The sequence below is a fragment of the Photobacterium rosenbergii genome (genome assembly GCF_003026455.1).
Lineage (GTDB): Bacteria > Pseudomonadota > Gammaproteobacteria > Enterobacterales > Vibrionaceae > Photobacterium > Photobacterium rosenbergii.
In genome coordinates, this window is sequence record NZ_PYMB01000002.1 from 213,414 (window position 1) to 233,968 (window position 20,555).

The 20,555-nt window shown below is 45.5% G+C and carries 19 protein-coding genes; 7 read left to right on the plus strand and 12 right to left on the minus strand.

The window, feature by feature from the left end:
• Nucleotides 1–35: 35 nt before the first annotated feature.
• Nucleotides 36–965, minus strand: coding sequence for a LysR family transcriptional regulator (locus C9J01_RS07955; protein WP_107297608.1), 930 nt, complete (start codon nucleotides 963–965; stop codon nucleotides 36–38).
• A gap of 118 nt (nucleotides 966–1,083) precedes the next feature.
• On the opposite strand from C9J01_RS07955, the gene C9J01_RS07960 reads away from it, so the two are divergent.
• The 3 genes from C9J01_RS07960 (at nucleotide 1,084) to C9J01_RS30005 (ending at nucleotide 3,306) form a co-directional block, all read left to right on the plus strand.
• Nucleotides 1,084–2,028, plus strand: a complete 945-nt coding sequence (locus tag C9J01_RS07960) for a universal stress protein (protein WP_107297609.1) — start codon at nucleotides 1,084–1,086, stop codon at nucleotides 2,026–2,028.
• An 83-nt stretch (nucleotides 2,029–2,111) separates the two neighbouring features.
• The gene (locus tag C9J01_RS07965) at nucleotides 2,112–2,555 is read left to right on the plus strand and encodes a phosphate-starvation-inducible PsiE family protein (protein ID WP_107297610.1); all 444 of its coding nucleotides are present in this window, start codon (nucleotides 2,112–2,114) and stop codon (nucleotides 2,553–2,555) included.
• Between the two features lie 199 nt (nucleotides 2,556–2,754).
• On the plus strand, nucleotides 2,755–3,306 hold the full coding sequence (locus tag C9J01_RS30005) for a type II secretion system protein (protein WP_107297611.1): 552 nt from the start codon (nucleotides 2,755–2,757) through the stop codon (nucleotides 3,304–3,306).
• A 61-nt stretch (nucleotides 3,307–3,367) separates the two neighbouring features.
• Here the strand turns inward: C9J01_RS30005 and C9J01_RS30010 are convergent, their stop codons facing one another.
• Nucleotides 3,368–3,919 (minus strand): type II secretion system protein, encoded by a 552-nt coding sequence (locus tag C9J01_RS30010; protein WP_107297612.1) that lies wholly within the window; start codon nucleotides 3,917–3,919, stop codon nucleotides 3,368–3,370.
• A gap of 679 nt (nucleotides 3,920–4,598) precedes the next feature.
• Here C9J01_RS30010 and C9J01_RS07985 point away from each other — a divergent pair.
• The gene (locus tag C9J01_RS07985) at nucleotides 4,599–4,838 is read left to right on the plus strand and encodes a hypothetical protein (RefSeq protein WP_107297614.1); all 240 of its coding nucleotides are present in this window, start codon (nucleotides 4,599–4,601) and stop codon (nucleotides 4,836–4,838) included.
• 100 nt (nucleotides 4,839–4,938) lie between these two features.
• Here the strand turns inward: C9J01_RS07985 and C9J01_RS07990 are convergent, their stop codons facing one another.
• The 4 genes from C9J01_RS07990 to C9J01_RS08005 all read right to left on the minus strand — a co-directional run bounded on the left by C9J01_RS07990 (nucleotide 4,939) and on the right by C9J01_RS08005 (nucleotide 9,088).
• Nucleotides 4,939–5,370: a hypothetical protein gene (locus tag C9J01_RS07990; RefSeq protein ID WP_107297615.1), complete on the minus strand. Its 432-nt coding sequence runs from the start codon at nucleotides 5,368–5,370 to the stop codon at nucleotides 4,939–4,941.
• Nucleotides 5,349–6,167 (minus strand): winged helix-turn-helix domain-containing protein, encoded by an 819-nt coding sequence (locus C9J01_RS07995; protein ID WP_107297616.1) that lies wholly within the window; start codon nucleotides 6,165–6,167, stop codon nucleotides 5,349–5,351. The genes C9J01_RS07990 and C9J01_RS07995 overlap by 22 nt, the downstream gene beginning before the upstream one ends.
• Before the next feature lie 358 nt (nucleotides 6,168–6,525).
• Nucleotides 6,526–7,893, minus strand: coding sequence for an anaerobic C4-dicarboxylate transporter DcuC (gene dcuC, locus C9J01_RS08000; protein WP_107297617.1), 1,368 nt, complete (start codon nucleotides 7,891–7,893; stop codon nucleotides 6,526–6,528).
• A gap of 325 nt (nucleotides 7,894–8,218) precedes the next feature.
• Nucleotides 8,219–9,088: a LysR family transcriptional regulator gene (locus tag C9J01_RS08005; RefSeq protein WP_107297618.1), complete on the minus strand. Its 870-nt coding sequence runs from the start codon at nucleotides 9,086–9,088 to the stop codon at nucleotides 8,219–8,221.
• 102 nt (nucleotides 9,089–9,190) lie between these two features.
• Between C9J01_RS08005 and C9J01_RS08010 the strand changes: the two genes are divergently transcribed.
• Nucleotides 9,191–10,402 (plus strand): MFS transporter, encoded by a 1,212-nt coding sequence (locus C9J01_RS08010; protein WP_107297619.1) that lies wholly within the window; start codon nucleotides 9,191–9,193, stop codon nucleotides 10,400–10,402.
• Nucleotides 10,403–10,406: 4 nt separating this feature from the next.
• Here the strand turns inward: C9J01_RS08010 and C9J01_RS08015 are convergent, their stop codons facing one another.
• From C9J01_RS08015 to C9J01_RS08035, 5 genes are all read right to left on the minus strand, one after another.
• Nucleotides 10,407–12,296 (minus strand): methyl-accepting chemotaxis protein, encoded by a 1,890-nt coding sequence (locus C9J01_RS08015; protein ID WP_107297620.1) that lies wholly within the window; start codon nucleotides 12,294–12,296, stop codon nucleotides 10,407–10,409.
• 180 nt (nucleotides 12,297–12,476) lie between these two features.
• Nucleotides 12,477–13,688 carry an anaerobic glycerol-3-phosphate dehydrogenase subunit GlpC gene (glpC, locus tag C9J01_RS08020; RefSeq protein ID WP_107297621.1) on the minus strand — a complete coding sequence of 404 codons (1,212 nt, stop codon included), beginning with the start codon at nucleotides 13,686–13,688 and terminating at the stop codon, nucleotides 12,477–12,479.
• Nucleotides 13,685–15,028: a glycerol-3-phosphate dehydrogenase subunit GlpB gene (glpB, locus tag C9J01_RS08025; protein ID WP_107297622.1), complete on the minus strand. Its 1,344-nt coding sequence runs from the start codon at nucleotides 15,026–15,028 to the stop codon at nucleotides 13,685–13,687. The genes glpC and glpB overlap by 4 nt, the downstream gene beginning before the upstream one ends.
• A complete protein-coding gene (gene glpA / locus C9J01_RS08030) occupies nucleotides 15,025–16,707 on the minus strand; it encodes an anaerobic glycerol-3-phosphate dehydrogenase subunit A (RefSeq protein WP_107297623.1) in 1,683 nt (560 codons plus the stop codon). The genes glpB and glpA overlap by 4 nt, the downstream gene beginning before the upstream one ends.
• 272 nt (nucleotides 16,708–16,979) lie before the next feature.
• A complete protein-coding gene (locus tag C9J01_RS08035; RefSeq protein WP_107297624.1) occupies nucleotides 16,980–18,152 on the minus strand; it encodes a GGDEF domain-containing protein in 1,173 nt (390 codons plus the stop codon).
• A gap of 264 nt (nucleotides 18,153–18,416) precedes the next feature.
• Between C9J01_RS08035 and C9J01_RS08040 the strand changes: the two genes are divergently transcribed.
• Together C9J01_RS08040 and C9J01_RS08045 are read left to right on the plus strand one after the other, a co-directional pair.
• Nucleotides 18,417–19,085 (plus strand): hypothetical protein, encoded by a 669-nt coding sequence (locus C9J01_RS08040; protein ID WP_107297625.1) that lies wholly within the window; start codon nucleotides 18,417–18,419, stop codon nucleotides 19,083–19,085.
• Between the two features lie 115 nt (nucleotides 19,086–19,200).
• On the plus strand, nucleotides 19,201–19,389 hold the full coding sequence (locus tag C9J01_RS08045; protein ID WP_044623045.1) for a DUF4250 domain-containing protein: 189 nt from the start codon (nucleotides 19,201–19,203) through the stop codon (nucleotides 19,387–19,389).
• Nucleotides 19,390–19,436: 47 nt separating this feature from the next.
• Here the strand turns inward: C9J01_RS08045 and metR are convergent, their stop codons facing one another.
• The gene (metR, locus tag C9J01_RS08050; RefSeq protein WP_107297626.1) at nucleotides 19,437–20,348 is read right to left on the minus strand and encodes an HTH-type transcriptional regulator MetR; all 912 of its coding nucleotides are present in this window, start codon (nucleotides 20,346–20,348) and stop codon (nucleotides 19,437–19,439) included.
• Nucleotides 20,349–20,555 lie beyond the last annotated feature (207 nt).

The following is a 20,555-nucleotide window of genomic DNA, read 5'->3' on the forward strand; positions in this document are numbered from 1 at the left end:
ACTTCATTGCGAAACCGTAAGCCTTGAAGGCGCGATTACGTTGAAATATCCCCTTTATCCGTATGTTTATTTGTAGCATGTTGAATAAAGGCTTCACTGAGTGGAGTTTGATGTTTAAGTGGGGCTTTAACGATGTGCCAATTGGTTACGATAGGGAAACTGGCAATGGAGAGTTTTGCCAGTTCTGTACTCGGCTCATCTTCTAAAGCGTATTCCGACAAGATGGTTAGCCCCATACCTGCAATCACACAATGCTTGATGGCTTCGTTGCTTTCAATAACCAGCTTTGGTGTGAATTGGAGGTTGAGTTTTTCAAAATGGGCATCGATAGCGAAACGGGTACCTGAACCGGGTTCACGAGACAGCCAAGGGTAATTTAATAATTCTTTAGGCTCTATGTGCGACTGGCTGGCAAGTGGATGGTGTTTGGGGGCCACAGGATAGAGGCGGTTGGGCAGGAACTGGATAGAATGTGGCTCCATTTGCGGTTCTAAATGGCTAAATAGATAAATGTCATCTAACCCTTGATGATAGCGCTCCACCATTTCTTGCCTATTTCCTACCTTCAAGACGATATCAACTAACGGGTATGTTTGGCAGAAACTGCCTAATAGGTGTGGGATGAAATATTTGGCAGAGGTAACCACAGCAACCTTTAATGTCCCTGCTTTAATTTCTCTTAGGTTAGCCAAATCAATCTCTAGCCTATCCATGGTATCAAAGATCTCATTGGTGTATTTCGCCAAAGTATCAGCAGCTTGGGTAAAGATAAGTTTTTTGCCGACAACATGGTACAAGGGCATGCCGATTAAATCGGTGAGTTGGCGTAACTGAATAGAAACGGTTGGCTGGGTTAAGTTTAAAGCCTGAGCCGCCAAGGTGATTGAACCTAGCTCATAGACACTCAGGAACACACGTAAGTTCCTGATATTTACTATTCGTTGCCTGAGGTGTTGTTGGGACATATATAGATAAAATCCTATGAATGTCATGTCTAATATTAATTATACTTTGGGTATTGAATACTGCATATTTGTTTCAAGCAAGGCACCTATGAAGGTGTTCTGCACCTGAGGAGGCGGTATGAGTTTCAATCAACTTCTTATTCCTATTGCGCCAGAACAGCAACTTGATGACTCGTTTCATCAAGCATTCAAATTTGCCAATCAAATTTCATCCCAAGTGACACTGCTGACTGTTATCGAAGATTTGGCTGAGTTAAAGGAAATCTCACGCTTTTCCTGTACAACACTCGATCTTCTTGATAAATCGACGAAAATTTATCACGGTATCCTCAAGGAGTGGGTTCAGTCACTCAAGCAGGAATATAGCAACATTAAGTTCAAGACCAAGATCCGAATTGGTATCCCGTTCATTGAAATCATCAAAGAGGCGAATGATAGCCAAGCCACGATGGTGATTCTCGACACCCATAGAGAGGCAAAAGAAAAAGCCTGCCAGCGCGGTAGTACGACTCTACATATTATGCGTAAATCGGAAGTGCCTATTTGGTCGATAAGTACAGCACCACGACCGGTGAAAAACATTGTGGCTGCTTTAGACATTTCAAACCAAGACTACCGTGATTTTAACGAGCAGATCCTTGCGCTAGCCGTTGAGTTTTGTTCGATAACCGGCGCGAGTTTAACGGTTTGCCATGCATGGCGGTTGGACTCCGAAGGGTTCCTGAGGAAATGGAGTGGCTATGATGACCTGGACATTGCCCTTTTATCGAAAAAAATGCGCGAAGAAAGACTTGGGCGATTGCGGTCACTGCTTATGCCTTATGAAAACAGCCCGATCCATACCTCAATAAAAGTGCTTGAAGGGGAAACTCGCCAGATTCTTCCGAAATATGTCAATGAAGAAGGGACTGACTTGGTGATACTAGGTTCGTTGTCACGTACCGGCATTGCAGGCTTCTTAATGGGCAATACCGCTGAGTCACTACTTAATGAAATCGGTTGTTCTGTTATTACGCTTAAGCCTGATGACTTTACATCACCGGTATTGGAGGAAAGTGAATAAAGATTATCGCCTAGACATTTCCAAGTTGAGGAACCTCAATATGGCATAGTAGGAGCGGGCGGCGATAATGAGGAGGGAGAGTTATGAAAATTGACAGCAATGATGTGTTATCTGCAAAGCTCCAAGTGATTATCCATTGGGCCGTCAGAGCTCTCTCGATTATCATGGTATTCGTTATCGTCATGGGGGTGCTTGATGTTGCCTGGATACTCTATCAACGCCTGATAACGCCTCCTCAATATATCTTGACTATTTCCGATATGCTGGCGACGTTTGGTGCGTTTATGGCTGTACTCATTGCCATTGAAATATTCATCAATATAACTATTTACCTCCGAGAAAATGTCATTCATGTAAAAATAGTCATGGCAACTGCATTAATGGCCATTGCCCGAAAGGTCATTATTATCGATGTGGAAGAGATGGAAGTCGCCTATTTATATGGTATCGCTGCGGTAGTATTGAGCATGAGTATCGGTTATTGGTTGATTCATCAACTCCCGAGAAAGAGCCATCTCGAGGAGTAATTGAGAGATTGGGTTTATGCAAAATGTGAATATTTCAAACTTTAATGAAGTATTACCCACGCTTGTATTGAAATGTTTCCAGGTAGCTTATTTGTATTTTTAATGATTAGGATAGAAAAGATACGCCCATCATATTGACTAAAAAGTGCTTCGCCATTAAATTGACGCCCATTAGAGTTAATGCTCAAAGGGAATAACAATGAAGAAAAATGGCTTTACACTTATAGAGTTAGTCGTCGTGATCGTGATTTTGGGTATCTTAGCAGTTACTGCTGCGCCACGTTTCTTGAATTTACAGGTTGATGCGCGAAATTCAGCACTGGAAGGTTTGAAAGGTGCTGTGGAAACTGGTCTTGAGACGGGCTTTGGAAAGTTAGCGATAGTTGGCTTAGAAAGCCAATCTTATATAACGAGTAAAGATACAAATAGTAATAAGGGAGTAAGTATTCCAATTCAAGGTTGTGAAAGCAACTCACATCAGCTTTGTATTTTTAAGTACGGTTATCCTGAAGGTGGTTACTACACAATGACCACTTTGGTTGACGGTATTAATAAACACTATGAGCAAGAAAAAGATTGGAACATCACTAGAAAAGATGGTGCGATGATTATCACGGATAAAGAAAATTTGGATTATCCGACAGTTGAGGGTAAAGAACCTACGCTAAAGAATAATAACTGTTATCTACGGTATTTCGATGCAACAGATAAGAATAAAAGCTATCGCTTAGAGATAGTACCTTGCCAGTAGGTTTTACCGAGAAAGATAGCACCCGCTCCCTATAAAGAGCGGGTGTTTTTATATGGGAAGTTTAGCAACCGGAGTCTATGACTTGAGTCTGGAAATCTCCTGAGTTAGCCACGGCTAAAAAGCAGTTGCTGCGTAGTAAATCATCCTTGGATGTACTTGACCCATAAATCACCGCGTTGTTTGTTGGATTTTCAGGCTCTGTTGGCTCGCCCGGGCGAGGAAAACGGGGAATGCCAGGGCGACGTGGTAGATCATCCCAGTCTAAGTCATTGCTTGCAATTTCATTGTAAGTGACATCAAAACCAGTTAAGTCGGTTTTCCAGACCTTATTGAGATTATCAACTGAAGCAACAGGAAGGCCGTTGAAAACGTTGATTATTGAACCGTCTTCTAACGTAATGGCTGACTCTCCTTTTTCACTTCCATCAATGGCAGCTTTAGCAAAAGTGATAGCTGATGCACTTTCAATCGCACCTTGAGCGCCTTGGAGAACGGATTTTCTGGCATCGGACTGGATATCCATGAATTTCGGGGCTGCAGTTACAGCTAAAATGCCAAGTATCACGATGACAACGACAAGTTCGATTAAGGTAAAACCTTTATTATTATCCATTGTACATGTACCTCTATAAACGGACGACGGGTTATCAGGATGCTGTTCTGTTTATATGGTATGTTGTTCTATATATTTTGTATAGCTTTCTATCTATAGGTGTAAGTAATTTGACGCTGCATGTGACTGTGATCACAATTGCTGTATTGCAGTTGATATGTAAGTGATTGAAAGGCTTTGTATGCCAAAAGATGCAGATGTTAACGCAGTTGCAGTGAAATGCTTACATTGGTACCATGAATGAGCTAAAGCGTAACGATTTGGGATACTATGTACACGATTTTTTCGTTACTCAAATGGGTAGTTTTGATTTATTTGGTCAAGACTGGGCGTATCCAAGAATCCACTTTTTTGAAATGGAAGAAAATGACCTTGACTGCGGTCACAATGATCGTGCTGCACTCAACACTGGTCATCCATTTAGTTGAAGGGGTCGATTTACAGAGCAATGGAACTGGCGATGGGTATTACCTAAGAGAAACGTTTTCCGCATTACATAATAAGGAGGCTTAAGCCTCCTTATTTTTTATATCTTATCTTTTTTATAGTTCATATTTTATTTGTTATCTTGTTGATATAAAAAATAAATTTTGAATTGGTTTCGTCTTTCCTAAAACTGCACACTGTTTTCCAACAAATCATTCCGGGAAATATCCGAAGTAAGTTGGAGAACAATCGTATGAAAAAATCACTGTTTGTTATGGGTAGCCTATTGGCTTCTTTGAGCTTCTCGCCAATTGCAATGGCGGATTTGGAAGATTGGCACGAAGAGCGTGTTGAGGAGCGTAGGGAAGAGCGCCGTGAAGACAGACGTGAGGAAAGGCGTGAAGACCGTCAGGAAGAGCGACAAGAGGAACGCCAGGAAGAGCGTAGAGAGGAGCGTCGCGAAGAGAGAAGGGAAGAGCGCCGCGACGATTAATGTTTTTCTGAGTTTGTTGTAGATGCTGCTGAGTAACACAGGTTGTTACTCAGCAGAAATCTTATCAGCCTCAACCCTATTAGGTTTTTAGTTACTCCGGCTATTGAACGGGCTTGAGTCGATATAACTTTAGTTCATAGCCATTGTAGAAGCTGGTTAGCAGGCGGTTTTCACCTGGAATCAACCGCACTGAGCTGACAACGTTAGTGTTCTTATCAAGGTTGTCTTTCAAAGTCGGGTCGTCTGCATTGGCATCAATTTGACGGATCACAATTCGATCATCCACATCTTTCTGGTAGTGGCTGAGGTATTTCACCTCAAATTTCTGATCTTGCTTATCCTGTCCATAGACATTCATCCGGTTGCCATTGAGTTCGACATAAAAACGTAAGCCATTTTCAGCCGTGGTGTACCACATCCCCTCATGCTGGTTAAAGGTCGGCAAGATCCTTTCTTTGGCTGTAATTAACGCGGCAGAAAAAATCAGTATGGTAATGAAGAAGTGGATAATTACTGTTTTATTTTTGAACATACTAGATTCTCGTCGCAGCCATAAAGCGTTTCTTTTACCTTGTCGATGTACTGATAATTGTTTTGTTCCACTAAACGTTCTAGGACTTCAATTTCGCTATCATCAGGAATGAACAGGACGGTTGTATCACCCATACTGTAGGCGGTATCTGTGGGAAGGAACCAATGCAGCATGGCAACGATGACTAAACTGGCACACAAAGCAGAAAGATAGAACCGAACAGACTTTAGATGGGAAAGCGAGTTCCTGTCGTTCTCTACTATTTGGCCTGTATTTGATGGGCTCTGGCTTTGCTGGGAAAGGGTTTTTCCAGTACCTTCAATAGTGTCGTCCAGATTAGAGTTTGCCGCTTCGGGTGCAGGGCTCATGGAGCCAGGATGTTGAAAAGGCGTTGGGTCAGAGGATGCACTTTGCTCTTCACCGAGCGCTTGAGGAGCAACTGAATTTGTTGGCTCAGTTTCATGGTATTCCGGTTCAACAGTCAGCTTATAACCGCGCTTTGGGACCGTTACGATATACGCCTTGCCTAAATCAAACAGTTTGGATCGGAGGCCATTGACTGTTTGGTTGATGGTGAAATCAGAAGCGTAGGTGCCAGCCCAAATGGTATCGGCCAGTTCTTTGCGCAGGGTGACCTCTGGGTAGTTTTGGCAGAGGATTTTTAGCAACTCCATCTCTTTAATTCGGAGCTTATTTAACGCGCCGGTTTGAGTCTGCCGGATGGTCAACTCATTGACAGAGACTTCCAATGTCTGCAATGAGATATAGGGTGATGTAGGTGATTGGTTATTTTGCATATTGTTTGAGTAATAGCTGCGTAGTCAAAAGCCAATATAGAGGAAAAAAATAGTGCTACCGTTAGTTTTCTGTCAAAAACGACGATATTTCAAGCAAATAATTACTAGTATACTACGCATTTTCAAAGTTGATAAAACAGGGTGATAACAACCCTATATTCATCACTTTTTGCTATGAATATGGTTGGTGAGTTCGAGGCTTTTTACCGGAAGGCATGAAATTTAATAACAAGCTCAATGGATGATGTGAAGGCAGTTGAGTGAAATTTAAAAACAAAATTGTGGCGTAAAAAATCCCGATATAACCATGGTTATATCGGGATTTAATTAGCAAGCGAATTGAGTGAGTTAAACCGAATTAGCTGTACATTGGAACCAATGCAACAGTACCGATGATCACTGTCGCTAGGCCACATAGAACCGGCACAGAGGTACGTTTAACTACCTCAAATGGGCTTACGTTACCCATACCAGAGGTTGCCACGATTACACCAGATACTGGAGAAATGGTACGGCCTAGGTTTGATGCTTGTAGCATTGGGATGATAAGGAATGCTGGGCTAAGGCCCATTTTACCTGCTAGTGCTGGAGCAAGCTCTACGAAAGCGTAGAACGGTGCGTTACCAGAACCTGTTGCGATAGCGGCTGCAACAGTCAGGCCTGTTAGTAGTAGCATTAGGGCAAAACCACCGGCACCTGCAGCTTCTGCTAGCCCGATCAGGTTGTCGATAGCACCGATAGACATCAGACCCTGTGCAAATACACCTGCAGCAACCAACAGCATAACAACGCCTTTGAATGCGTCAGCCATACCTTGGTAACACGCTTCCAGATCTTCCAGTGTTTCTTTACCTTTAAAGCGCTTGGTAACGAAATCAACGATAGCACCGATAAAGATAGACATAACAACGATAGTGTAAATATCTAGCGTTAGGCCTGGGATAGTTTCACCGTTGAAAGCAAATACGCCGATGATAGGAAGGAATGGCAAGATAGCGTAGTAAGCGGGTGCTTTTACTTCGATCTCAGAAATATCGACCTTTTCCATGACGATATTTTCTTTCTTATCTAGGTACTTGTTCCAGAAAAATGCCGCTGCCGCCATAACGATGATGGCACAGATAGAAACAGGTAGTACGGTTTCTACCGCAAATACGTGCAATGGTAGGCCAGATTTCTCTGCTGCAACAATGACGTCACCAGAAGTTGGTGACAGGATGATTGCTGCCGGCGAGGCACAGATAGCCACTGCCGCAGGGCGCGAAATACCCATCGCTGTCATCATTGGGAACAGGGTAGCCATCAATAGTACACCCAGACCCGTTGCTGAACTTACCGCAAGAGACATCAAGCACGCTACGATGTAAGCCGCTACTAGCAATACATAAGGTGATTTAATAACAGAAAGTGGTTTCGAGAATTGTTTTACGACCACGTTGTTGGCACCGATGTGCGTCATGTAGGATGCAAAACCACAAAGAAGCATGATTTGCATACCCAGACCGCCCCCGCGGTACTGCAGCATGTATTTCACATATTCTAATGAATCGGTGACAAAGTTACCGGTAGCCTGAATCTTTTCAGGTAGTACGTTATATCCTAAAACGCCGGTAATGAGCAGCAACAAGAGACCTGCTGTTAGTAGAACGCCCGCAGGCTTGTATCCTTTGATGATGAAATAGCCAACAGCAACCGTGACTGCCAAGCCAATCAATAGCTCCAACATGGAAAAAATCCTCTTAAACCACAAAATTAAGAAACAATGTGTCAATTGATAAAATTTTCTTACACATTATTTTCGATAAATTTACCTAAAAAGTGGTGGAGGGACGACAATAATCGGACCAGTTTATGATCTGAAACAGAATTTTGAGTAATGTGTTAATTTTGCGCTACAGCCATGAAAAGATGCGCAACATCATATGTTTGAATGTCGTTAATGATTATATTTTGCTTGTCTTTTAAGCGGTGTAACCTAAACGTAGGTAATACATTGCCTATAGAGGTTAATAACTGATTTACCGTGTTACAAAATGTAAATTTAATTACATTTAGCGATTGTTCTTTACATACTCCATAAAAGCTTTGTCAGCCACTGATAAATAGCCATCTTTACGCCATGCAATAGCGATATTCAAAATGACAGGCTGCTCAAAAGGGATGGGGACAACACCGGACTCATTTTCTGTCACCATGTCCAATAGGGCCGTAACCGCAAAGTCGTTGCGGACAATCTTTAAGATCATCGGCAGTAAGTTCGTTTCAAATGCAATATTGGGTTCAAAGCGGTTTTCTTGGCAAATACGGTCAATGTATTCGCGGTGGAAATAGCCGGGTTTGAACATCACCAAGTCTTGTTCGAAGAAGGTTTTGAAGTCTATGGTGTCGAGGGTTGCCAAGTCATTTTCTGGGTGGACAGCCGCAACCATTTGGGTGGTCAGCAAGTGTTCTGTCGCAAGACGTTCTGGTATGTGGTCGCAATGGATAATGCCTAAATCGAGTTCTTTATCCAGCAGCATCTTACGGATAGTCTCGGTCCCTGCTTCGACGATAGTTAATTTTAGGTTGGGGTATTGGCTTTTGAAGCCCATCAAAATATCAGGTAAGTAATAAGATCCCAGTGAACTCGGTACCCCGAGTTTTACTTCACCTTTGGTCAGTCCTTTCAATTCTTCCATTGCAACGGTGGCGTCATGCACGCTCTGTAGGATCAAGCGAGCATGGCGAAGTAACACCTCACCTTCAGGGGTCAAGGTGACACGGCGTTCATTGCGATCGAATAGAACGATCCCAAGTTGTTCCTCAAATTTTTTCACCGCAATACTCAAAGCTGGCTGGGCAATATGAAGCTTGGCAGCTGCTCGTGTGAAGTTGGCTGTTTCGGCTAGGGTGACAAAGTAATTGAGCTGGCGAATATCCATGGGCTATATATTTTCCTTATAGCTTCAATATTTTTAATATATTTTCACTATTCCTAGTGAATTGCTACCGTTGGATCAGAATTCTTTTTGCTGACAACCGACATGATAGACATTCAAACCACTGAATATCGAAGAGCCAGCTTTGCCTTGTGTTTGGGCTCATTCCTTATTTTCTGCAATCTGTATTTATTTCAGCCAATGCTGCCTTTGATGGCAGAGAACTTCGCGGTATCGGCTACCCGAGTCAATTGGTTGGTGGCCGCTGCGACATTAGCTCTGGCTGTCACGCTTGTACCGTGGGCGGTTTGGTCAGAACGTATCGGCAGACGGCCTGTGATGTTAATCAGCCTCAGCCTGTTACCTGTGATTGGTTTTTTGATGCTAACAGCAGAAAGCTTACTGATGCTTAGTCTAAGCCGTGCCTTGATGGGAGCAGCATTGGCGGGCTTTGCCGCAGTGGCGGTGGCATACATGGCTGAGGAATTTACCTCTCGTGCCCTGATGCTGGCTGTGGGGGGGTATATTAGTGCCAACTCATTAGGCGGGATTGTCGGCAGGATTTCCGGTGGCTTTTTGTCTGAACGCTTTGGTTGGCAAGGTGCCGTGATATTCATGGCTATTTTTAGCTTGTTGGTGGCTATCGCGATTTATTTCCTGTTGCCAGAGCAGCGTAATTTCAAACCCGCTAAAGGCCAGTTGCGCCAGCAAACCTACAGTGTTTTGGTGCACCTTCGTACCCCTGAGTTGTGGCAGGCCATGCTGATTGGTGGCGTTAACTTTGCTTTGTTCGTGAACTTATACTCTGTGATGGGCTTCAGATTAGTTGCTGAACCGTATTCAGTACCAGTCAGTTGGGCATCGATGATTTTCTTGTGTTATCTCAGTGGTACGGTTTCGGCTAAATTAAGCGGGCGCTGGACCCAACGTTTTTCAACGGTACCGGGTATGGTATTGGGAACCTGTATCAGTGCGATGGGGATGTGGGTTGCTTGGTATGAATCTGTCTATGCCATGGTTCTGGGTTTATTGTTAATTAGCTCAGGCTCATTCTTTACCCACTCTTTGGCTTATGGTTGGGTCAGCCAACGAGCCAAAACCGCGAAGGCAACGGCAACAGCCTTGTACTTGGTCCATTATTATGCGGGCGGTAGTTTAGGGGGGTTTTACCTTATCGGTTGCTGGCAGTATTTCGGCTGGACTGGCGTCATCGCGGGCGGCTCTGTCCTCTATATCTTGATGGGCATGCTGTGTTATCGCTTGTACGTAAGAACGGAAGGGAGCTCAGATGCGCCGTTGCCCTCTGAGCCCCATTAAGCCGTTACTTGTATTTGAACTGACCGACAACCCCGTCTAACTGCTCTGCCATTTTGGCAACTTCTTGGCTGCTAGTGCTGGTTTGGCTAACAGCGGTTGCTGTATTAGTTGCTAGCTCCGCAATACGATGGATGTTCTGATCAATTTCTGCGGATACGGCAGCTTGCTGCTCAGAAGCAGACGCGATCTGTAAGCTTCTGTCTGAAATATCAGTGATAGCCTTGAGGATCAAATCCGCAGCTTCTTTCGCTTGCTTGGTATGAGCCACTGTACCTTCAGCCAAAGCTTGGCTGTGCTGCATAGCTGCAACACTTTGGCTGACTGTTTTGAGCAGTTGTTCGATGGTTTGCTCAATCTCTTGTGTCGAGCTGTGAGTGCGCTGAGCAAGCTGGCGCACCTCATCAGCCACCACAGCAAATCCACGACCATGTTCACCTGCTCGAGCGGCCTCAATTGCAGCATTGAGAGCCAATAGATTGGTTTGTTCAGTTATATCCCGGATAACAGATGTCACCTTGTTGATATTCTGGCTTTGCGCTTCCAGTGTTTGGATTTGCGCCTGTGCAGATTGGATTTCATTAGCTAACGCATCGATAGATACGGCGGCTTGCTGGCTGATTTCTTGGCTTTTTACTGCATTATCCTGCCCATTTTGCGCCGCTGTGGCGGTATCACTGATGTTGTTTGCAATTTCACTGCTTGCTGCCAGCAGTTCATTGACCGATGTGGCAACGTTGGCTGATTCACTTTGCTGTTGTTCAGCATTGGCCAAACTGCCTGATGCGGCAGATTTGGACTCGTTGGCCGCTTGGGAGAGTTGAGCGGAAATGTCGGCGATATTGTTGATAATGACTTGGAGCTTACTGGTGAAAAGATCAAAAGAGCGACTAAGCTGGGCAAGTTCATCATTGCCTTGGTCATTCATTCGTACGGTTAAATCGCCTTCACCCTGTGCGATATCTCTCATCATGCGGTTAACGGCATTTAGCCGCTTATTGATGGTTCGGCTGATCACAAACAGTACAAGGGTCATGACCAAAGTAATCACCCCGCCACCGACCAAGAGAATTATTTTTTCTTGGGTCTGCATGTCATGAATAGTATTGATGATTGTGTGTTCTAGTTGGTCAATTTGGCTTTCAACACGTTGAACATTCGTCCTCAACTCACCGTACAGTCCCTGGTTGTAAGTGAGGCCAATATCGGTATAACCCTGTACGAGTTCATCAAACATCATTTGATAGATAGTGATGCTTCTTTTTAGGGTTCTTTGCTCATTTGCTGAGAGGTCGCTAATGGCCAGTGTGGAAAGTAGGGTGTCGAGGTTGTTATTAAAAACCTCGACATGGCTGGGATCTTTGGTGATAAGAAAGTCTTTTTCGTTGCGGCGCAATGTTAACAGCAACCGATAGAGTTTTTCGTGGCCGTTGAGCAACAACAACTCTTCAGTGTCGTTAGCGGCAGAGCGGATATTGCCTCTTAGCCCTTCAGACGGTGTAAGGCCCAGCAGGATAGTTTGATCAGCGATGATATTAAACTGATTGGCATAGCTGTCGAGGGAGTCTTTAACCTGTTCAAACTCGGCATTGTGCTCTTCACCATACTCAGCCAGTAAGGCTTTTACGGTTGCCAATCGAGCATTGAGCTCGATTTGCTTTTGGTTGAATTTCTCAACGTATCCCGCATCAAGACGGGCTAGAAAGTCTTTTTCATGGCGACGTAAGGTCAGTAAGTCAGCATTACTGTGCGCCGTTTCTTGAGCTGCGACCTGGAGGTTATCCAGCTTAATAAATGAAAGAGACTCAACAACACCAAACGTCAGCATGGCGCTGACGAGAAAAAAGCTGGTGAGATAAAGCTTGGCTTTAATTGTTCTAAAGAAATGGGTTTGCATTCCACTCTCCCTGTTTGCTTATAACAACCCGTGCCAGACATACGAGCATGTGTCGGTTAAACGAGACACTGAAGTCTGCTTTGCTATATAACTATAGGATCAGAAATGAAAAAATCCCGAAATTTGCCCTTTATGTTGGGGAACAAGGGCAAGCTCCGGGATGAGGGTGAATGCAGTTTATTAAGCTAAAGCCATAGCCAGCAAGGAAACGGGATGGATAGTTTCTAAATCCGTGTTTTCTTCAATTTGCCATTTACAGGTTTCACAGTCGGTGATGGCGAAATCTGCTTTGGCACGTTTGATTTGATCAAACAGGTTGCTGCCAATGGCCATAGAAGTTTCATAATTTTCTGTTTTGAAGCCATAGGTACCCGCCAGGCCACAACATTGGCTGTCGAGGACTTCAACCTCTAGACCCGGGATCATCTTCAGCAGTTCGATGGTATACAAGCTACCGCCGGTCTTTTCGAGGTGGCATGGCGTATGGTAGACAACCTTTTTGTTGATAGGCTTCATCTTCGGTGCCCGACCGTTCATGAATTCTTTGAGCAAAAAGCGGGTCACATACTCAATCTTGTTGGCGACCTTACTGTTATCCACTTTCAGTACATTCGGGTACTCTTCTTTTAGTGTGAAAGAGCAGGTCGATGAGGTAGAGAGGATAGGTGCATCGTGCTTTTCTACAGCAGCAGAGAAGTTGTCGATATTCAATTTGGCATTTTTTTTCGCTTTGTCGAAAAAGCCGTTGGCAATCAAAGGCACACCACAACATTTTTCTTTGTCCATCAATTGGACGCCGATGCTCATCGCATTCATTACACTGACAAAGTCTTTACCCAGTTGCGGGTGGTTGTAATTGACATAGCAGCCATGGAAGTAATGCACTTGTTTCGGGTACAAAGCTTGGCTGGTGCAGTTCTGCTTGTACCAGCGGCGGAATGTACCGTGAGAATACTTGGGCAGACTCTTGTGGTCATGCACGCCAATTGTTTTGTGCATGATCTTCTTAACCGGCTTCAACCCAGTAATGGAATTGACGATAGGTGCGAAAGGAGTAGCTGCCGATCCCATCAAATCGGTATGGCTCAACACAAAGTCGCGGATAGTTTTAATGTTCATCGGCAACTTAGCATGTTCATCGCGGGCGACAGCAATCATATCGCCGATTTTTACCCCAGAAGGGCAGGCGGTTTCACAGCGCTTACAGTTGGTACACAGCTTCAATGTTTCATCGTAGAAATCTGGACTTTTTATACGCAGGCGTTCACCGTCAGGGCCGCATTGTTTTGGCCCTGGATATTGTGGGTTAGCTTTGGCAACCGGGCAGTAGACAGTACAAACCGTACATTTGATGCATTGGTCGAAGCTAGTATCTTTCTGGAGAAGGCTCATGCGATTGTCCTTTCTTGTTTTGCCTGTGTCTCTGTAACGTGTTCATGCTTGTGCTGATGGGCGGTAATCATCTGCTGGGCCACATAGTAGCCGGTAGAAATTGCCACCCCGGAGCCTGAGCCTTCCTGAACAGGATCATAGTGGGCCAAGATAGCGCCGGCACAGTAAAGGTTCTTGATAACCTGCTGATTGATAGTGGGGTTCAATTGTTTATTGCATTCAACGCCCATCTTCATAAATGGGTGACTTTGTGGCGAGAAAAACTGTGGTTGATACCAGTGGTCACGGTGTGTGCTGTCAGCCATGTCCAAACCAAAGATAGGCTCGCATACCGCATGGCGCTGTGCAGAAAGCCCTTTACTGAAAAAGCTGCCGCTTGCTAGTAGGAAGCTATCGGCTACCAATGGGATATCTTCATGGTTACGGGTGAAGATTTTTTCTAAACAGCCATTGTTAAATTCGCCCTTTAGTACTTCATCTCCAGAAAGTAGCAAACCACCTAAGCGCTTGTAGTGTGACTTCATGGCCTCTTCAAGGCGGATACCCAGCAATGAAGGCGGCATGGTGGGTAGTTCGCAAATCTTGAAGTCGGTCAGGCCTTCGAGCAACTTGATAGTGGCTGCCCCGTCTCCATTGCCAAAGATCGCGGGCAAGACAACGAGGTCTGCTTTACCGACTTGTTGGATCATTGACTTGGCAAAAGCATGCAATTTGGTTTCATCGCGCAGTACGCGTGAGATGTCTATTGAGCGGAATTCACAAGGATTACGCTGCATGTTTTCAAAATCAGGTAGCTCGACAGCTGCAGTTTTGATTTTTACCCCAGCAAAGGCTTGCAGTTTGGACAAGTTGTCAGCCGCCAATTGGGGTTGGAAATCCCGGAAACCATCAACAGTTACCAGGGCTATTTCGGCTAAACCCTCAGCCAATTGATGTTGCGGGAACTGATGGACAGTCTGTTGCGATAGCCAAGTAGAGCGGAAGGTGCCCATTGGAGTGACACGGTAATGGTTCTGCTCATCGGGCTGAGCGGTAAGGTAGACACCGCAGTGCTCCATCATGTCCTGATACCAGTTGATGGCTTCGCGACACTGTAGTTCACCCAACTTACTATAAGGATGGGATGGGCATTGGCTTTTTAATTCTTCAAAAGCAGGGAAAGGGGCGTTAACGGCTTCGCCATTAGGTAGGCGGCTGAGCACATCCACAGAGCCTGAGGAAAAGTGTAGGGCACTTTGTCCAGCAGCGATAACTGCAGTCTTTAGTCCCGCTTCGGCGCAGCGGATAGCGCAACTTAGGCCCGCGACACCGCCGCCGATGATGATGCTATCAAATTTCATTGTGTTACCTCGTCAGCAGGCGTTGATGGTGTTGTTGCGGTGTTTTTGTCTTTTTCTACAGGGGATTGCTGCTCTGGTAGGTCACTAACGCCAAACAGCCCTTCGTAAATCCAGTAGGTAAACTCCCCCTCACGCAGTGCATCGCCCCAGAAAACCGGTTTGATACCTTTCCAGCGCTCTTCAAGAAACTCTTCTAGTAAATGGCTCGCCTTATTGCCCGATGCTTTTCCGTATTCGGAGAACAGGCCAGCGGCACGGTAGGAGCAAAGCTCACCCTGGCAAGGACCCATCCCAATTCGGGTTCGACGGCGGAGATCTACGAGGTTATGAACATCCAGATCTTTGATGGCATATTCCACTTCGCCACAAGTCACCATTTCACATTCACAGATCACTGCCTGACTTTTCTTGTCATTGCTCAGGAACTTCTCGGCACGTTCGCCGTGGCGGTAGATAGCCGATTGATAGACAGGTTTGGCTAGGCTTGCTGCTGCCGGTTTTTTTGGCTCAGCGTGTTCGGAGCCAGGCAAAGGTTTTTCATGGGTGATACATGGAGCGGTGTTGCCCAGTTTTTTCGCCACCAAATCTGTGGTCCATTCCGCCATCATGCGGTAGGTCATCAGTTTGCCGCCGGTGATAGTGACAAAGCCGTCCAAACCGTCACGCTCAGCGTGATCAAGCAGTACGATTCCGCGACTGATATTACGGCCACTGGTATCGCCATCGACGGCAACCAAAGGCCTTACGCCAGCATAAGCACGCAATACACGGGTGTTGGCCATGATAGGGGCAAGTTTGGTTCCTTCCTCAAGCAGGATGTCGATTTCTTTACTGGTCACATGCAGATCATCGATCTTGTCGTAATCGATCCGTTCGGAAGTGGTACCGATAAGCGAAATGGTATCGCCGGGTACAAGAATGTCTGCATCTGACGGCTTGCGGCAGCGGTTGATCACCAAGTTATTGATACGGTAGTCAAGGATCAGTAGTGATCCTTTGGCTGGGAACATCTTGATAGAAAGATCGCCATATTCACAGATTTGCTGTCCCCAGATCCCTGCTGCGTTAATGACTTGCTTGGCACGGATTTCAAAAGATTGTCCGGTCTTCATGTCCAGGCAGTAAACACCACGAACGCTTGCTCCTTCTCTGATGAGGCCAGTGACATGAGTATGGTTGAATAAGCGGGCGCCATGTTCGACGGCATCAAGTACATTTGAAGCTGATAAGCGGAAAGGATCTAGCGTGCCGTCAGGTACTTTTACCGCGCCGATTAATGATGGATTACAATTTGGTTCAAGGCGTAGCGCATCTTTTGGAGAGAGTTGCTCAACATCGATATCAGCTGCCTGACAAGATGAAATAAAGGTCTTTTGAAAATCGAGATCATCGTCAGGTAGGGAAATAAATAGCCCCTGGGTATCTTCAACACAGTGGCGAGCGATGTTTTTCAGGATACGGTTTTCCTGAATACACTCTTTGGCCGATTCCTGATCGGTGACGGCGTATCGGGCGCCGGAGTGGAGCAGGCCATGGTTTCTTCCCGTTGTCCCCGATGCGAGATCATCTTTTTCAACCAGAATGCAGGAGATTCCGCGTAAGGCACAGTCGCGCATAATACCTGTACCGGTTGCGCCGCCGCCAATAATCACAACATCTGTTTCAAACCAACTATTCATGTTCGTTTTCGCTTATTGTTTTGGTTCGTGGATCAGGAAATGGATAATTCCTTCTATTCTATGCTGAGTAATATGCCACTTTTTGTAAGGGTAATATTTGATCGGTCACACAAATATGAGCGTTCGAGCATTCGAGCGCGCATAAATATGATTGTTTGGCTAAAAAGGAAACAAATTTTGCAGGTTGCAGCCATTCGAAAGCCTGAATAGAGGGAATTTCACAGACGGCACGATGAAACGAAAGTGTTTAACTCTTACAAGAGGATGGGGGCTTATGCGATGGCTTTGCGTCTTTCACATAAAATAGGCGTGTAATCGATAGGGTGGTAGCGGCTGCAGTCACGACCAGCATCTTTGCAGTCGTACAAGGCCCTGTCAGCCCGTTCAATTAAAGAGGAGAGGGAGTCGTTGTCACCATAACTGGAAATACCAATGCTGGTGGTAAAGCTAATGGCAGTGCTATCTATTCCGGTATCGACTTCCAGCGCTCGGATACGCATTAACATACGCTCAGCAATCCTTTCCGCGTCATAAGAGGCGCACTTGGGCAAGAAGAGAATGAACTCCTCACCGCCAAATCGACCGAACAAATCTGTTTTGCGAATATGTTGTTGCATGAAGTTGGCAAACTCTTTCAATACCTTGTCGCCAACACCATGGCCCCAGGTGTCATTGATCCGCTTAAACCGGTCGATATCAAAAAGCATAACGGAAAAAGGCTGTTGCTTCTGTATGCAATTGGCAAGTTGCTTGTCCGCTAATTGCAACAGCATACGGCGGTTATAAATGCCAGTCAGTGGATCGAGGGTGGCTTGCCGGTATAGTCGCATTAGCATGTGTAACTTAGAAAGTTGCGACCAAACAACCATCAGGGCCAAGACATTCTGTAGCCAGTAACTGGCAATGTTCTCGGGGCTGAATAAATGGCCTGAGAGATAGTCAACCAGAAGTTGGGTTATTGCCGTGAAGGCAAGCATGCACAGGCTTTCTTTCAAGGTAACCGGCAGGATAGTCAGGATAGCAACGTGAATGATCGGCAGCAGGGTATAGCCGTAAACGAAGCCGCTGTAGACCGTTGGGAAATCTAAAGCCCAAGCTGTATAGAGGTAGAACAAGTTAATGCTGACCACCATCAGGCCCATATACCACTGCGCCCGTTTCAACGTGGTGTGTTGGTGGTTCATCCAGGCAATAGCCAGGAGAAAACTGCCCAATAGCAAACGAGAGCCGGCAATATGCAGATGGGTTGGCTGGGCAAGAAACATTAAATCAAACGGTAGCCACAGAATCACTAATACTCCCCAAACCGAGGACAACATGGTGATTCTGCTGCGCAGATAGCCACTGCGAGTATTCTTGAAGCTAGTGGAATGGGCGCGTGCACTCCAAAGATCGGGAATATATAGCTTGAGAGAGTTAAACGCGTGGTGCAGTGATGACTTCATAGCGTTGGCCCTTGCTACTTCCTGTTAGTCATAGATCCAAACTGCTACTGATCTTTGGTGGTCATAAAGTGCTATTATTCCACAGCGGCATTTATCATTCAGTGATATTGATCCAAAAATCAAGCCACTATTGCCTAGTTTGGTTAGCATTAAAGAAAGTGAAATCACCACACAACAAGATGCATAGTGTGTTTTCCTTGTTGGTATAGAACAGGGTAATTGTTATCATCCACACACTTTGTTTTGCTACATCAAGATAATCCCATGAATGCTGCTTTAATTTTTCTGATCCCTGCCTTGTTGGGTGCCCAGTTGATTCTGACTTTGGTTTTGACCAAAGGAGAAATATGTCCGGGTCAGCGAGGGAGGGTACATAAGACCTTACCTGTTCTCCTTTTGGGTTGGCTAGTCGTCGCACTGGCTCAGCCGTATGCATTCTTACCATTGGCTGCTTTGGGTTATTTCACCTTGAAAGTAAAAACGGGCAAGACCCGTGATGCTGGGCCGCTAAACGTTTTCTATGCAGCGAATGTATTGGCATTTCTTGTTTGGTTTTCGTTGCTACCGACATTAACTCTACCGGTGGCCGTATTGAGTTTGGTCAGCATTGCACTGTTCGGTTCACTGGTTGCCCATATTTTATTGACTCAGGCTAAAACCCGTTTGCAAGCCTTCCACCGCTTGTTGCCATTCGCTGGCTTTATCAGTGCCATGGTGAGCGTCCTTTGCTTGTTGTGGTTATCTTCTCTGCTCGATGAGGGCCAACTGGCGTCGTTGACGACCAATGTGGTTGCGTCTTTGGTGTTGCTTGTTGCAGGCTTGCTTGTCTGGTCAATGCACTTGTTAACGGGAAAAACGGTTAACCGTTGGCAACTGGTGGCTGCTGCTGGCATCTTAGTGCTTTCAGTTAATATGCAGATCGCATTACTATAATTTTCAGGCTATTTAGCCACGGTGAGATTGGTGAAATGTGAGGCGGTCCTTTCTCTTTCCGCCTCATTCTGTCTATGCTTACTCATGAGTGAATACTTACCGAGGGGCAGGCAGTATGGAGATTAACAATCTTTTGAACATGGATGGCAACATCGTTCTAGGTATCGTGAATGAGCGATTACGCCTTGAGTGTTCGACGGTCGAAGAGTTGGTCAGCCGCTATGAGCTAGACTTCAACGAGTTAAACCAAAAAATGGAAGACTTGGGCTACCATTACGATCCTATCAATAACCAATTCAAATAACACCACTCTCTATTTTAGGCTGCATCGGTGAAGGTATTTTTCCGTGATCATGCAGCCTTGATACCTTCCAAATGTGTTTGGCACTGTTGTTTTGCCGTTGCGAAAAAGGCAGATAGATAATGGCGCTCCCGCTCTTGCGCCCTGATTGCAGCGAATAATCGTCGCCATAGGCCATCACCCAAAGGCTTGCTAATAATCAGCCCTTGGCGCGCAAAATCATAAACGGCCCAGTTCGGTAATGCTGCGACGCCGAGTCCAGCCGAGACCATCTGTATCAGCATGAGGGTGTTATCCGCTTGCTTCCAGTTAGCTGGCTCTACTCCTGCGGGTTGCATGAAGTGCTTCACGACATCAAGTCGGCTACGCTGAACCGGGTAGCTCAGCATGGTTTCTTGCGCGAGATCTTCTGGTGAAATAACACTTTTTGATGCGAGGGGAGATTGCGGCGAAACAATGAGGCGCATTTCAAAATCAAACAGAGGCTCGAAATGAATTTCGCTACGGGTTTGGATATCAGAAGTAATAACAAGATCAAGTTCGCCGGCGCTTAGTGCTGGCAGTGGCTCGAAACCAAAACCGGATGAAAAATCCAGGGTGACATTTGGCCAATGTGTTTGGTACTCCTTCAGTGCAGGCATCAACCATTGGAAGCAAGAGTGGCACTCAATCGCCATATGCAGGCGGCCATTAGTATCTTCTTTCAAGCTAGCGAGCTCATGCTCAGCCTTAGCGAGTCGCGGGAAGAGGTCATCGGCAAGCCGCAAAAGGATCTCGCCCTCAGCTGTAAACTTCACCGGGCGGGTTTTGCGCAGGAACAGTTGGCTACCCAGTCGTTGTTCCAAATCTTTTAGCTGGTGGGACAATGCTGACTGGGTCAGGCATAGTGTGTTGGCTGTCGCGGTTAACGATCCGGTGTCCCTCAACACTGTGAGTGTTTTTAAGTGCTTAATTTCAATCAAATCGCTTCCTCATGCTTTCCGCTTGCTGCTGTCCCTATAACGCTTTTTAATGTAACGGTAAACAACGGATGTGTAAACATCTAGACGGCTAAATGCTCTTTTATAGCGAAATAAACAAGCTTATTCATATGAATTTTATTCAAGATAAACATTAATCATAAGAAATTGCTCATAGTCAGGGCGTGAGTCATTGTTAATCCAACAACA